Annotated in this window: 13 protein-coding genes; 3 read left to right on the top strand and 10 right to left on the bottom strand. The window is 41.8% G+C overall.

What is annotated here, in order from left to right; genetic code table 11:
- Window positions 1-15 precede the first annotated feature (15 nt).
- From gldL to HOP08_11000, 5 genes are all read right to left on the bottom strand, one after another.
- On the bottom strand, window positions 16-846 hold the full coding sequence (gldL, locus tag HOP08_11020; protein ID NOT75453.1) for a gliding motility protein GldL: 831 nt from the start codon (window positions 844-846) through the stop codon (window positions 16-18).
- 76 nt (window positions 847-922) lie between these two features.
- On the bottom strand, window positions 923-2,020 hold the full coding sequence (locus HOP08_11015) for an SUMF1/EgtB/PvdO family nonheme iron enzyme (protein ID NOT75452.1): 1,098 nt from the start codon (window positions 2,018-2,020) through the stop codon (window positions 923-925).
- Between the two features lie 139 nt (window positions 2,021-2,159).
- Window positions 2,160-3,104, bottom strand: coding sequence for a type IX secretion system membrane protein PorP/SprF (locus HOP08_11010; GenBank protein ID NOT75451.1), 945 nt, complete (start codon window positions 3,102-3,104; stop codon window positions 2,160-2,162).
- Window positions 3,105-3,197: 93 nt separating this feature from the next.
- Entirely contained in the window at window positions 3,198-3,977 is a 780-nt protein-coding gene (locus HOP08_11005; protein ID NOT75450.1) for a uroporphyrinogen-III synthase, read from the bottom strand.
- Window positions 3,978-4,001: 24 nt separating this feature from the next.
- Entirely contained in the window at window positions 4,002-5,084 is a 1,083-nt protein-coding gene (locus HOP08_11000; protein ID NOT75449.1) for a DUF4271 domain-containing protein, read from the bottom strand.
- 64 nt (window positions 5,085-5,148) lie between these two features.
- Here HOP08_11000 and hemW point away from each other — a divergent pair, with 64 nt between their 5' ends.
- Window positions 5,149-6,276 carry a radical SAM family heme chaperone HemW gene (hemW, locus tag HOP08_10995; GenBank protein NOT75448.1) on the top strand — a complete coding sequence of 376 codons (1,128 nt, stop codon included), beginning with the start codon at window positions 5,149-5,151 and terminating at the stop codon, window positions 6,274-6,276.
- Between the two features lie 49 nt (window positions 6,277-6,325).
- On the top strand, window positions 6,326-6,691 hold the full coding sequence (locus tag HOP08_10990; GenBank protein NOT75447.1) for a hypothetical protein: 366 nt from the start codon (window positions 6,326-6,328) through the stop codon (window positions 6,689-6,691).
- A 26-nt stretch (window positions 6,692-6,717) separates the two neighbouring features.
- On the opposite strand, the gene HOP08_10985 is transcribed toward HOP08_10990, so the two are convergent.
- The 4 genes from HOP08_10985 to HOP08_10970 form a co-directional block, all read right to left on the bottom strand.
- Window positions 6,718-7,434 (bottom strand): response regulator transcription factor, encoded by a 717-nt coding sequence (locus HOP08_10985; GenBank protein ID NOT75446.1) that lies wholly within the window; start codon window positions 7,432-7,434, stop codon window positions 6,718-6,720.
- Window positions 7,434-8,474: a histidine kinase gene (locus tag HOP08_10980; GenBank protein NOT75445.1), complete on the bottom strand. Its 1,041-nt coding sequence runs from the start codon at window positions 8,472-8,474 to the stop codon at window positions 7,434-7,436. Before HOP08_10980 ends, HOP08_10985 begins: the two co-directional genes overlap by 1 nt.
- Window positions 8,475-8,536: 62 nt before the next feature.
- Entirely contained in the window at window positions 8,537-11,392 is a 2,856-nt protein-coding gene (uvrA, locus tag HOP08_10975; GenBank protein ID NOT75444.1) for an excinuclease ABC subunit UvrA, read from the bottom strand.
- A 122-nt stretch (window positions 11,393-11,514) separates the two neighbouring features.
- Window positions 11,515-12,252 (bottom strand): 1-(5-phosphoribosyl)-5-[(5-phosphoribosylamino)methylideneamino] imidazole-4-carboxamide isomerase, encoded by a 738-nt coding sequence (locus tag HOP08_10970; protein NOT75443.1) that lies wholly within the window; start codon window positions 12,250-12,252, stop codon window positions 11,515-11,517.
- Window positions 12,253-12,369: 117 nt separating this feature from the next.
- Here HOP08_10970 and HOP08_10965 point away from each other — a divergent pair, with 117 nt between their 5' ends.
- Window positions 12,370-13,947 carry a hypothetical protein gene (locus HOP08_10965; protein NOT75442.1) on the top strand — a complete coding sequence of 526 codons (1,578 nt, stop codon included), beginning with the start codon at window positions 12,370-12,372 and terminating at the stop codon, window positions 13,945-13,947.
- On the opposite strand, the gene HOP08_10960 is transcribed toward HOP08_10965, so the two are convergent.
- The gene (locus tag HOP08_10960; GenBank protein ID NOT75441.1) at window positions 13,937-14,494 is read right to left on the bottom strand and encodes a DUF2911 domain-containing protein; all 558 of its coding nucleotides are present in this window, start codon (window positions 14,492-14,494) and stop codon (window positions 13,937-13,939) included. The genes HOP08_10965 and HOP08_10960 overlap by 11 nt on opposite strands.
- Between the last annotated feature and the right edge of the window lie 19 nt (window positions 14,495-14,513).

The following is a 14,513-nucleotide window of genomic DNA, read 5'->3' as shown; positions in this document are numbered from 1 at the left end:
TTAAACCGTCATCAGTTACTTTACTGAAGAACCTTTCATCGCAGTCAGCATACTTCCGTACACTGTGTTCAATGAAGTGAGGTTGTCAGTTAGCTTACCAAGTTCTGTTGTGAATTTTGCTGTGTTAGCACCAACAGAAGTAAGTCCCTGCATAGCACCACCAAGGCTTTCATAGAACTTGTTCATGTTCTTCACATGAGAATCAGCATCCTTTAATTCCATTTCATAAATGGTGTTAAGGGCAGAAAGATTCTTAGTTACTTTTTGTACTTGAGCATGGTATTCACCTGTATCCTTAGATGCATCCGCCATTGCAGAAACAGCCTTCATAGCAGAGCCATAAGACTTATTCATTTCCGAAAGTGAAGCAGAAGCTGCTTGTACATTTTTAGCGTAGTCGTTAGTTGCTACGGCAGCATTTGAAAGGCTGCTCATTTGTGAAGTTGATGTAGCAAGATTGGTCAAGCCTTTACCAAGATTATCAAGGAGGTTTTGATCAACTTTTGCTGTCTTCAGCATTTCATCAATCTTCAACAATGGAGAATCTCCACCGGTAGGACGATTGCTGATGCGAGTAGCGGTTGTGTTAGTAGGTCCTTCAAATTCTTCTGAAAGTTCAGGATATACTTTTGACCAGTCTGGATCCTCGTGCTTAGGTTCGAATGCACTCAGGAAGAAGATACCGGCTTCCACAGAAAGACCAATCATCAACATGAGATTCGCTCCAGGTAAGTGAAGAATTTTAAAGAGAGCACCAATGATTACGACAGCGGCCCCAATTCCATATATTTTGGGCATGATGGTTTCATAGAGCAATTGCATGAATCCGCCTTTTTTCTTTGCCATGGTTAGTTAGAGTTTAAGGTTTAAGGTTTTTTTAAGTTAGATAGCACGAGTTAAATATACCACGAGTTTTTAATTATTAAAATTCACTTCCTGATGAACGACCCAAGTGAGTCATTGCGCAACGGAATCCAATGTATGCACGGGAAGAGTCTTTAAATTCGTAGGTTCTCGTACCAGTTTCAAGGTAGTAGGCTACATCTTTCCATGAACCACCTCGAACAACCTTCTTCGGCGGGATTTTAGCATTAAACTTTTTATTTTCCGGATCAGTGCGAGGATCAATGTATTGAGGATTCAAATCCCAAACTGTTGGAACAGAAGCAGGATTGAAATCATCCAAGCACCACTCTGACACGTTGCCAGAAGTATCGAACAAACCGTAATCATTAGGGAAGTAAGATTGAACTGGTGAAGTATATGCAAAACCATCATCGTAGAAGTTACCTCTTCCCGGTTTGAAGTTCGCCAGCATACAACCTTTTGAGTTACGGATATAAGGATTTCCCCAAGGGTACTTCGCCATGTCTCTTCCACCACGTGCAGAATATTCCCACTCTGCCTCAGATGGCAAACGGAACTCAGGCATTGGAAACTCACCCACTGTCTTTCTGAAATCATTCAGGTAAGCGGTTCTCCATTTTCCAAAGAATACAGCAGCATCCCAATTGATTCCAACAACCGGATAGTCATCATAACCTGGGTGCCAGTAATAATAATCCTGAATTGGATCTCCCATGTGGTGAGCAAAGTCACGAACCCATGAAGTAGTGTCAGGATAGTATTTCTGTCTGAAGTCTTCAGCACTTACTGCCGGGAAGCCTTCAATTGTTGAATTGTCTACAAGGAAAAAGTTCGTGAACTGACGATACTCATTATTCGTGATCTCGGTATCATCCATGAAGAATGGCCCGATTGTGATCTGCTTGTTGAAGTTGATCTGTGTTGAAGCAGGATCTTCATCTGCCTGGCCCATGTGGAATGTACCCGCCGGAATAGGAACCATACCATAAGGAATGGTCATTACCCAACCTTCGCGATTACCGACTCCAACAAGCTCTCCTTGGTCGCCACCTTTCTTACCACCAATTCCAAGCAAGCCGCAACCACCTATCGACAAACAGATAGTTGCTAAAGCCAAATAACCAAGACTTCTCGATGTCACCTTATCCTTCATAATCATTGTTGTTAAAGTCTGTTTCCCAGTCGGTTTGTGTCCAACGAACGGACCATAAAATTATTTTATTACTCTGTCTTGCCAAAAATAGAGTTCCCAAATTCAGCAAAATCTACAAAAAAGCCAAAAATGTTTTGGATCAGAAGCGAAAACGGGGCGTCCGAACGATTTTTTTACCACTCAGATTTACCGGAAGGCTGTAAGAAACCATCAATTCATGCGATGTAGGCTGTTTTGCCTGCTGGTCTTTTACAATGTAATCCAATGAATAGCCAACTTTAAGCGATTTATCTTTTAGGAGGCTGTATCCGAGGATTAAAACCGCCGCTTCTGACTGTCGGAAGGAAAGTCCCCCCCACATCACGTCCTTAAAATAAGCCAGACCACCCACGTCAAACTGGGTCTTGGTGAAGTCACTTTTAATGAGCGTTACAAACTGTAGGCGAATGTCAAAATTTAGTTCATAGAAATATCCACCCGTCACATAGAGGTGTTGCTGAAGCTGATTGCTCTGTGTCAGTCCGAAATCATAGCTCGGTTGATTCAGGTGATTAAGACTAACACCTACATAGTACTTCTCTTTTTGATAAAGCGCACCAAAGGCAAGGTCAGGGCGAATCTGTGATTCCTTTCCGGACTTACTCGCGAGCAAAGGATCATTTTGATCCGTCGCACGTAAGAGATTAAAGTCAATCTGCTGTGAAAATAATCCGGCGCGTACGCCAAGGTTCAGTTTTGCATCCTTGATCTTAATAAGATAGGAGTACGATGCCTGGAGTTCCATGCTGGAAAGCGGTCCAAGTTTATCGTTCACAAAATAACCTCCTACTCCACCTTTTAATTTGGGAACAGGGGTGTGAACACTTAATATCTGAGTAACTGGAGGACCACCATCTCCATAACTGGGAGTATATCCCAACCATTGACTTCTGTAAAGACCTGTGATTTTGGTGACGCCGTCTGTTCCCGCAGCAGCAGGATTATAATAAAACGTATTGAACATGTATTGCGAAAACTGAGGATCTTGCTGAGCCCAGCAATCCACTGTAAAAAACACCGCAAAAATTAATACTATCTTTTTCAACGCTCGGTTCGCAACAATTCCCAAATATATTCAATAACCTGTACGCCTATAAAAAACGCGTGGCCAACGAAGTAACGAAAGAATCCCGTTGTTTTATTTAGAAACGTTAGCCTTTTTAATATATAGCTCAAGGGCTCCCGTCATTGAGGGGGCATTTGGCAGGGGAGCTTCGATATCAAGAATTAAACCCGCTTCTTTTACTGCTTTTGCGGTAGCTGGGCCAAAAGCAGCGATTCTGGTATTGTTCTGCTTGAAATCGGGAAAATTTGTAAAAAGTGAATGAATCCCTGAAGGACTGAAGAATGCCAGGATGTCGTAGAAAACTTCCTTCAAGTCTGAAAGGTCGGCCGCTACGGTATGGTGAGTGATCGCCTCACTGAATTGGTAGTTGTTCTCTCTTAGAAAATCCGGGATATCATTTTTGCGGATGTCCGAACAAGGGAACAGGAATTTTTCTGTTTTATGTTTCTTTATAATCTCCAGCAAGTCACGGGTATCTTTTAAGCCAGTAAAGATTTTACGCTTGCGAATAACTATATACTTCTGAAGATAATTTGAAGTTTGTTCTGAAATACAGAAGTACTTCATATCTGCAGGCATCTCAATTTTAAGTTCACGACACAGACTGAAGAAATGGTCTACTGCATTGCGACTTGTAAAGATGATGGCTGTGTAATGAAGGATCTCAATTTTCTGTTTGCGGAATTCCTTGACGGGAACTGCTTCCACTTGGATAAAAGGTCGGAAGTCTATCTTAAGAGAATACTTTTCAGCGATCTTGAAATAGGGAGAAGTCGGATCTGTAGGCGCTTCCTGAGTGACGAGTATGCTTTTTACTTTCCGCATCCTGTCAATAACAACCGTTTCTGTCATATCTGCACACGTCGGGTTCGGGAGTCAAAAGAATATCTTGATTATGATCACAAGCGGAATAATTTCCGAAGCACAAAGGTAGGAAAATAAATGAAAAAAGGAGAAGGGCGCCCTGGCCAATAATTTTATCAGCACCATAATAGATCCGGCACTCAGCAATAGCAACGCCAGTATAATGAGTCGCTCATAGAAGATCGCCTGCTCTCCCTTGAAAACGAAATAGGTCAGGCTTAACATTGCCATCATCACAGCAGTGAAGAGAACGAATCTCAAAAAATTGAAAAACTGAAAACTGACGGTCTCCCTGAAATCGAAAACGGATGAAAAGAACAAAACGATTATAAGCTTCGAGGCGAGCAAGGCAAGAATAAATAATGAGAGCTTGATCCAGATCAAAAAACTCCCTCCGAATGACTGGATTTCAATAAACTTTGCCACCAGAAAGTAAGAGCCCGCGAAATAAAAGACTGTCGACAGTAAGAAGCCTGTCAGCAGGGCACAAAACAAATAAAATAACAAGTTGACGCTGGAGGTGATCCGGGACGCAAGCAGGTTCTCGTTGCGCTCCTGAACAGAGAAGATCTTGGCAAAAGAAAAGTAATCCAGCGTAAGCTGAGGATTGGTCCGGAATAAGATCAGGAGGAAGATCAAGAGAATGGCAGAAGCAATAATGGCATAGTCCCTGAAAAAAGTCGGCGGTCGTTGGCTGATTTCCAATGAAGTTAACGCAAGTGAAGTATTCGGGGAGACAATCTGGGTAGTCAAATGACGAACTCCATTCTCAGCATAAATACCGAAGAATAATTCAGCTGAATATAATGCGGAAAGACTATCAAGATTTAAAGATTTCTTAATACCAGCAGAAACCAGTTTGCCATTTATGAAAAGATCCCAGTTTTCCGTACCCGTTACCATTAAGTGCTGACCCTTGAATGAGGTTGCCTTTACATAAAAGTACACTGTCTTTAAGTGGGGCAAGTTTGAAGGGTCAACTGCCTGATAGGTATTTTCCTGATACTGCAACCAGTTTTGACGCAGGTCTTTAACTACGATGGGCGTGGCAAAAACAATCTGACTGACCGTAAGTAATAAAAGGAGTAATCGCATTGCCATCGGGCAAAAATATTCTAAACCTCAACCATTCCCGAAAAAACTATTGCAATTTCGCGCTATGGCTGGTGTATATCTTCATGTTCCCTTCTGTAAGCAGGCCTGCCACTATTGCGACTTTCACTTTTCAACTGACACAAGCCTGCTGACAGATGTTTGTAAATCAATGTCTGCGGAACTCGTTCTTCAAAAAGAATATCTCACAGAGCCAGTCAGTACGATCTACTTCGGGGGAGGAACTCCTTCATTGTTAACCTCGAGCGAGATAGGTCATTTGATTGAAAAGATTCAGTGTCTATTTAAGATTGCACCTGATACAGAGATTACGCTTGAAGCGAATCCCGATGATCTCTCGAAAGAAAAACTAAAAGCTCTCCGGCATTCCGGCATCAACAGACTTAGCATTGGCATTCAATCATTTAATAATGATTTATTGAAATTCTTAAACAGAGTACACGATTCATCTGCTGCTATGCAATGTCTTGAAGATGTACGTGAAGCTGGTTTCGATAATATCAGCATCGATCTTATTTATGCCATCCCTGGCCTTTCAGAAAATATCTGGCAGGAAACTCTTCTCAAAGCTCTTTCATTTTCACCCGAACACATCTCTTCGTATGCATTGACCATTGAAGAGAGAACTGTCTTTGGCAACTGGAGCAAAAAGGGAAAGCTGCATCCCATGGAAGAAGAATCAGCAGCGAGACAGTTCGAAATGTTAATGGAGACGTTAGGTGGTGCTTCCTATGAGCATTACGAGATCTCAAATTTCTGTAAGCCTGGCTATTACTCACGTCATAACAGCAGTTATTGGAAGGGTGCTCATTATTTAGGAATAGGACCCAGCGCTCATTCATACAATGGAAGCACACGACAATTTAATATCCGAAACAATTCGGCTTACCTGCGTGCTATTCAATCGGGAAAGATACCTTCTGAAACTGAGGTGCTGTCAGAGGAGAATAAAATCAATGAGTACATACTTACCACCCTTCGTACTCAGTGGGGTTGTGATATGAGTTTCTTAAAAGATCATCTTCAGGATGATATAATGTCGAGAAAAGGGGATTACCTAACTCTTCTGGAGAGGCAAGGCCTTGTCTCAATTGAAGAAAACGTGGTTCGTTTAACACGAAAAGGAAAGTTGGTGGCTGATAAGATTGCCGAGGATCTGATGATGTCAGTCTGAATCTTTGGGAGTTGTGCCGGAGGTTGCTAAATTTCAAATCCAATTAACTATGACTTCAGACGAAAAAAGGGTTTATCTGCTCCTCAAGGCCGTAATTTTTTACTATCACGGTTTGGATCAACAGGAGAAAGTAGATCTTGAAAATGCTGCGAAACGCCTTGAAGCACCCGAAGAACTTCGTTGGGCTCTTGATTTTATCGAAAAGGATCACATGAATTCTTTTGAACGTGCACGGGCATTTCTGAATGATGTGATCGGTGATTATCCCAAAGAGAAGCGCGTAAATCTTATCAATATGGTTTGGGAATCAAATAACCTCAAAGGCTACGTGACAGAGATGGAAGCTACGGCGATGCTGAAACTTGCCCGCGACTGGATGGTGGAAAAGGAATTGATTGAATTAGTTCTTAAATAACAAAAATCAGTCTCTGCTTTTTGAACTTACAGACTCATCATATCCTTAAACTTCGCCGCCTGCCTTCTGCTTACTTCCACTTTATCGCCTCCTCTTAGTTTTACCATCAGTCCACCGTTGAACCATGGCTCAATGCTTTCGACCCAGCTAAGGTTGACAATGTGCTTGCGGCTTGCGCGAAAGAATGCGCGCTCATCAAGTTTTTCATCCAATGCATTCAATGACTTATGGATCATAGGACGATTCGCGTCAAAGTAAACCTTAATATAATTTCCGTCTGATTCGAAAAGACGAATGTTAGCAAGACTAACAAACCAGCAACGCTCCCCATCTTTTACAAAGACCTGATCTTCGAGACCAAGCTTCTGATCGCGGGCACGGCCTGAACGGGTTCTTTCTTTCTCCTGAATTTTATGTACTGCTTCTGCAAGACGCTCTGCGGTGATTGGCTTTAACAAATAATCAAGAGCACTTACTTCAAAAGCCTTGATAGCAAACTCATCATAAGCAGTTGTGAATACCACGAGTGGCACCGTGTCAAGAGATTCCAGCAATTGAAATCCTGTGCGCCCTGGCATTTGAATGTCGAGGAATAAAAGATCGGGATTTAACTCCGTGATCATCTGTTCAGCCTCATCTGCGTTCTGTGCTTCTCCTACTATTTCAATAGAAGGATGCTCTTCCAAAAGCTTCATCAATTCCTTGCGTGCAAGGCGTTCATCATCAACAATCAGTGCTTTCATTATCTTAAATGAGGTATTTCAATTTCTGTTAAAACAAAAGTATCGTTTTCAGACAAAATTCTAAACGATGCCTTGTCGCCGTAAATAAGTTTCAGTCTTTGCCTGGTGTTTTCCAATCCCAAGCCTTCAGAGCCTCTCCGACTGCCATTCAGGTACTGGCCGCTGTTTCGAATCTGGACTTTAAGTCTGTCGTTAACAACAGTTGTTTTCATCTTAATAGTTCCACCAGCAGTAAGTTTGGCAATGCCATGCTTGATACCATTTTCCACGAGGGTCTGTATCATTAATGGGGGAACAAGGAAGTCTCTTGATTCAGGATCAATGTCAAATTCTGTCTGAAGTCGTTCTTCAAAACGAATGTGCTCAAGACCCAAATAGTCTTTCACAATTTTAAGTTCATCTTCAAACTTCGTAAGTCCGCGTTTCCCTGTTGAAAGAGAATTTCTCAGAATATTAGAAAGCTGATTGATGGCAAGTTTTGATTTGGCGGGATTTTCATCCACCAATGCACGAATGCTATTCAATGCATTGAAAATAAAATGAGGATTGAGCTGAGATTTTAAATTATTCAGTTCTATCTCACGTAGTGAAGCCTCCAGTTTAAGTGAGGTGTTCAGTCTCTCAAAGTAATTGTAGATAAAATAAAGTACACACCATAGAAAGAATATCACTGAATAGATAAAAGAAAGTCCCAGAACATTTCGGATATCAAAAGCAATCTTGCTGCTGAACAAGCCCAAAGGAATTGATATCGGCATTCTTAATACATACATGATCAATCCCAAAACGAAAACACTGAGGATAATGCGGGGAATTAAAATTGCCATTCCAGCCTCTAACCACTTCCATGAATTAATAAGATTTCTGAACACATGTGTAAGCAACAAGCAGAAGAATGCTTCATAGGTAAGGAAAATTACCCGCTGAGTACTGACACCCTGCCCATCTGATGCAAAGACGCTGACAATTATCTGGATGATTGCATAAAGCATCCATCCTCCGATTTGCAGTGTCCAGTATAGCCGGTTCTTATTTACCATTTGCGTGGCAAAGGTAGAGATTCAGAAAATGAATGGTGTACTATTTTACAGACGGTCTTAGCTCACAATTCCATCTTCAAAAACTTCCCTGTATAACCTACCGTGCTTTTAGCCACTTGCTCTGGAGTTCCCTGAGCAATGATCTTTCCTCCTTTTGCACCTCCTTCAGGTCCCAGGTCGATAATCTGATCAGAAGATTTAATGATATCCATATTGTGCTCAATGACCAGCACTGTATTTCCCTTGTCTACTAGTTTTTGAAGAACATTAAGAAGGTGAGAGATGTCCTGAAAATGCAAACCCGTAGTAGGTTCATCAAGAATGTATAATGTCTTCCCTGTATCACGTTTGGAAAGTTCTGTTGCAAGCTTGACGCGTTGTGCTTCTCCACCGGAGAGCGTGGTAGCGTGTTGACCAAGTGAAATGTATCCAAGGCCAACATCATTCAGTGTTTCAATTTTCCTTAGGATCTTAGGTTGATTTTCAAAGAAGGTGACTGCCTCTTCGACTGTCATATCAAGAACATCTGAAATTGATTTTCCTTTAAACCTTACTTCAAGAGTTTCGCGATTGTACCGCTTGCCTTTGCAGGTTTCGCAGATAACATAAACGTCTGGTAAAAACTCCATCTCAATCAGTCGAAGACCAGCACCTTCACAGGTTTCGCAGCGGCCTCCTTTGACATTGAATGAAAAACGACCCGGTTTGTAACCCCGAATCTTTGCTTCCGGCAACTGCGTAAACAAATCGCGGATCTCTGAAAACACTCCAGTATACGTTGCTGGATTGGATCTAGGAGTTCTTCCAATTGGTGATTGATCAACTTCAATTACTTTATCAATGAGATCAAGTCCTTCAATCTTTTTATAGGGTAAAGGTTCTCCGTGTGAATTAAAGAAATGCTTGTTAAGGATCGGGAACAGCGTGTCGTGGATCAGGGTGGATTTTCCACTACCTGAAACTCCGGTGATACAGGTGAACGTTCCCAATTGAATATTGAGATCAACATTTTTGAGATTATTGCCTGTTGCCCCCAGTAAGGAAATATTTTCTCCGCTGCCTTTTCTTTTTTGTTTTGAATAAGGGATTGAAATCTTCCCGTTCAAATAATCTGCCGTGGTGCTTTTAAGTTTTAAAAAGTCTTTAGGAACTCCTTCACCAACAATCTGACCGCCATGCCTTCCTGCTCCCGGACCGACATCAATAATGTAGTCTGATTCGAGCATCATGTCTTTATCGTGCTCGACAACAACTACGGAGTTGCCAATGTCACGAAGATCCTGGAGAGCCTTGATCAGTTTTTCATTATCTCTTGCATGAAGGCCGATGCTAGGTTCATCAAGGATATACAAAACACCCACGAGTTGTGTTCCAATCTGAGTAGCCAATCGGATACGTTGAGCTTCACCTCCGCTCAGAGATCTCAGAGGCCGGTCAAGGTTAAGGTATTCAAGACCTACATCAAGCAAAAAACCAATGCGCTTACGGATTTCTTTTAAAACTTCAACGGCAATGATGCGCTGTTTTTCTGAAAGCCTGTCTTCAAGATTATCAAACCATTTTTTCAATGCATTGATATCAAGGAGAGACAACTCTGAGATATTCTTACTATCGATCTTAAAATGAAGAGATCCTTTCTTCAACCTTGCTCCATTACATTCGGGGCAGGTTTTTGTGATCATAAAATCCTCTACCCATCTCTTCAGGGCTTCCGATCCGTCATCACGTTGTTTTTCCAAGAAATTAACAATCCCTTCAAATCTTGTATTCCATTCTGTTCCCGGATACTTGACAGAAGCAACTGCTACTGGCACATCATCACCGTAAAGAAGTGTTTTGATAACTTCTTTTGGAATATCCTTAATGGGTGTTGTCAAACCAAGCTTATGACGCTTCAGAATTGCTTCAACTTTTTTGAATATCCAGATATCGCGATACTCACCCAATGGCAGAATGCCTCCACGGGCGATGCTGAGTTTTTTATCAGGAATGACAGAGTCTTCTGTAATTTCCTCCACGACACCCAGTCCATTACAGACGGGACAAGCCCCATAAGGTGAGTTGAAAGAAAAAAGATTGGGGGCGGGTTCGTCGTATGAAAGACCCGTTACCGGATCCATCAAAAATTTTGAAAAGTGATGAAGCTTATCATTCTCTTCCAGGAGCATCATAACTCCTTTACCCTCTTTCAATGAACGGGCAACTGATTGACCAATCCGATATCGATCCTTTTCATCGGCAACAATCCGATCAATAACAATTTCGATATCATGGATCTTGTAGCGATCCAGCTGCATTTTAGAAGTGATCTCTAAAACTTCCCCATCAATTCTGACTTTTGTAAAGCCGCTCTTTCGTATCTGAACAAACAACTCGCGGTAATGACCTTTACGACCTCTCACAAGCGGAGAAAGGAGTGTTAGTTTTTTACCTTTAAAGTGCTGGAATATTCCTTTGAGAATCTGCTCTTCTGATTGGCGCACCATCTTCTCACCCGTGAGATACGAATATGCATCGCCTGCCCTGGCAAACAACAAGCGCATGAAATCATATATCTCCGTTACCGTTCCTACTGTTGAGCGTGGATTTCTTGACGTTGTTTTTTGCTCGATGGAAATTACAGGACTTAGTCCATTGATCTTATCAACGTCGGGACGTTCGAGATTACCGAGAAAGCTCCTTGCGTATGCTGAGAAGCTTTCCATATATCTGCGCTGGCCCTCGGCATAAATTGTATCGAAAGCCAAAGAAGATTTTCCGCTTCCGCTAATGCCTGTAATGACTACCAGTTTATTCCGGGGAAAGGAGACGCTAATGTTTTTAAGATTATGTTCTCGTGCGCCGATGACCTCGATGACGTCATGACCAGTTAGGTCGCCAACTTCTGATTTCTCTGCTATACTGTTTGTTTTCGTCATGAGGGCCGTGATTGCCGGCAAAAGGCGCGCAAAAATACTCTAACAAAATGGATGTAAACAGAGTTCTTCCAATCTTCTTTCTGAAGGAGGCATGTATATACTTAGAAGACTGAGGGAAGAGATTATGCCTTGATTAAAAAGCGCTCCAGGTCTTTTAGTTTGAGGACACCTTCGTAGTAGGCCTTTCCAAAGATTACGGCAAAAATTCCCATATCATTGAGGCGCTGTATATCGTCTACACCCCGAACTCCTCCACTGGCCAAAACCTTCAGGTCTGGAAAAGTATCAATAATCTCCTGGTAGAAAGAGAAGTCAGGACCTTCCAAAACTCCATCGCGGGAAATGTCTGTGCACTTTGCATACTTCAATCCGCGCTCATAAAAGAAACGCAGGTGATCAAACAAAGTAAGATCAGATTTCTTTAACCATCCACGGAAAGCCACTTGCTTGGATTTTACATCTGTTACATCTGCGCTTAGTGTGATTTTTTCTCTTCCAAAAGAAACTACCCATGATGCAAACAGCTCAGGATTGGTAATTGCAATGCTTGAAGCAGTAATGTAATCTGCACCAAATTCATAGGCACTGCTGATATCGCCGTCATTACTGATGCCGCCAGTGAAATCGAGTTTGAGATCTGTGTGATTGGAGATGGCTTCCAGAACATGGAAGTTTTTTGGACTGCCGCGCTCAGCTCCATCAAGGTCTACAAGGTGAATAACATCTATTCCGTGGTCTTCAAATCTTTTCGCCAGATCCAATGGATTTTCATCATACGCCTTTTCACTGGCAGGATCGCCTTTGCGCATCTTTACTACTTTGCCTTTCCGAATTGCGATTGAGGGTATTACTTGGATCATTGTCCTAAAATAACTCAAATTTCCAAGTCATTAAAGTTTCTGAAGAATTTTAACGGAGTGATTTGGCGACTGGCCGAAGTTTTGCAGGTACCTGCAAGGTTTTCCTTATTTTTAAATATGAATCCAAAACTTATCCTGTTGATTTCTGCGTGCGTTGGATCAATCTCGCTTAGCGGTCAGGCAAAACTTCGCAAGATGCCAGCCAATATCAATCACACCTCCATCAACAACTATGCACCCTATATCAGCCTGGATGGCAATACAATGGTGTACGTTGCTGATGTGGCAGAAGACAATGCACTCACTTTAAATTATACCGTCAGAGAAGGTGTCAATTGGAAAGATCCTATCATACTTCCCAAGTCTGTTAACAATCGACTTAATTTCTTACGTGGATTTTCTATCAGCACGGATGGTAAGACTCTTTATATATCCAGTACGAAGTCTAATGGAATGGGAGGGTTTGATCTTTACACCAGTCAACTCACCGGCAGCACGTGGAGTGAACCTGTCAATATGTTGTTGCCTGCCAATTCAAAAAGCAATGAAGCATGTCCATCGGTTTCGCTTGATGGCACCATGATGTTTTACATGCGTTGTGACAAGATGGATTTCGCGAAAGCAGACAATTGTAAGATCATGATGATGCTTAAAAAATCAAATGGTCAATGGGACACACCTACAGAACTCCCGGTTAACATCAACAATGGTAATTCTCAAACCCCAAGAATTATGGGTGATGGAGAAACTTTGATCTTCTCTTCCAATAAACTTCAGCCTAATAAGGGCGGAATGGATCTTTATTATACGAAGTATCTGAATGGCCAGTGGAGTGACCCGAAATCTTTAGACTTTATCAATACCACTGGAGATGATCAATATGTAAGTGCTACATCGCTTGGGCGATACCTGCTCAGGGATACTCCTGGCCAACGTCAGAATGAACTCGTCGAATTTCTATTCCCGCAAGAAATCAGGCCTAAGGGTACGATGAAAATTGAAGGTCTTGTTTCAATACCTGAAAATTCAGGCTCTGCATATATTTCTGTTTTTAATATGAAGGATCAGAAGCAGGTTTACTCCACCAAGCCCGGAAAAGATGGAAGTTTTGTGAGTTACATTAAAGAAGGAGGCGTCTATGATCTGTCAATTGATCCGGAAAAAGATAACTATACTTTCTTTTCAAAGATTTTTGATCTTACAGGGGAGAAATTTTCTTTGATCGAAAAGGTAAACGCGACATTAAAACCCGCCTCGGCTGGCGATGAAATAATTCTTGACGGAATCACTTTTAAAGAAGCTTCAGCAGAGTTAACATCGTCTTCCACTCAGGAACTAAGAAGACTGACACGATTGATCAAAGGCAATTCCGACAAGTTCTTTTCTATCATGGTAACCCTGAATGGATTTCAAAAAGATTCTGTCCGTTCGAGTCCAGATCTTACTGAAATCAAAACTGATACGTTGAAATTTCCGGTAACCTATAAAGTTGATTCCGTTTCAACTGCAACAAGAGATTCAGTGGTTGTTAAAGTCACCTATCATAACGACAGAACATTACAGCAGGCGAAAGCAATTGGTGATTACCTGGTCTCTCAGGGGATTCCATCGAATAAGATCAGTCATTCGGGGAAAGCCAATACTGAAGCAATCATTGAAAACAAAAAAACAAAAGTGAGTGTCTCTATTCCCTAGTGCTGAGCGGCACGGATATCAATGTTTTGTCCCAGGCCATTACAAGTTCCACCATATCATCGGACTTTTCCAATGAAATAGTAAACTGTTCAAACTCTTTTTGAGTTGCAACAACGGGCACATCAAGAATTACAACATCTGTATCGGGATTACGGGCTGCTTCACCATCTTTCATAACATCAATACCCCAGTTCGGAATTGTTGAGTTGAAAACAACAGACCAGTTTTGCTCATTTGGTACAGTCCATAGAGAGTACTTTCCTGCAACGAGTTTTTTTCCTGCGATCATCAGGTCCTGATTCGTTTCAAAGGTGGTGGCTTCGTTGGCACCGGTTCTCCATGTTTTTCCATAAGGAACCAAACCACCAAAAATGGTTCTCCCTTTTTTGAAAGGACGATTATAAAATACCCTGATTTTCAGAGGGCCATCATCAAAAACGACTTTGGATTCAGGACTGTAAGATTTGGTTTTATTGAAACCATAGATCACCGCGATAACGGCCAACACAACTACCAAGAGGCCAGAAATGAGCAGGATTTTTTTCATTAGTTCAACTTATTAAGTG

The organism is Cyclobacteriaceae bacterium (assembly GCA_013141055.1).
Taxonomy (GTDB): Bacteria; Bacteroidota; Bacteroidia; order Cytophagales; family Cyclobacteriaceae; genus ELB16-189.
Note: the sequence above shows the minus strand (reverse complement) of the source record. Positions and strands in the feature narration are given on the sequence as shown.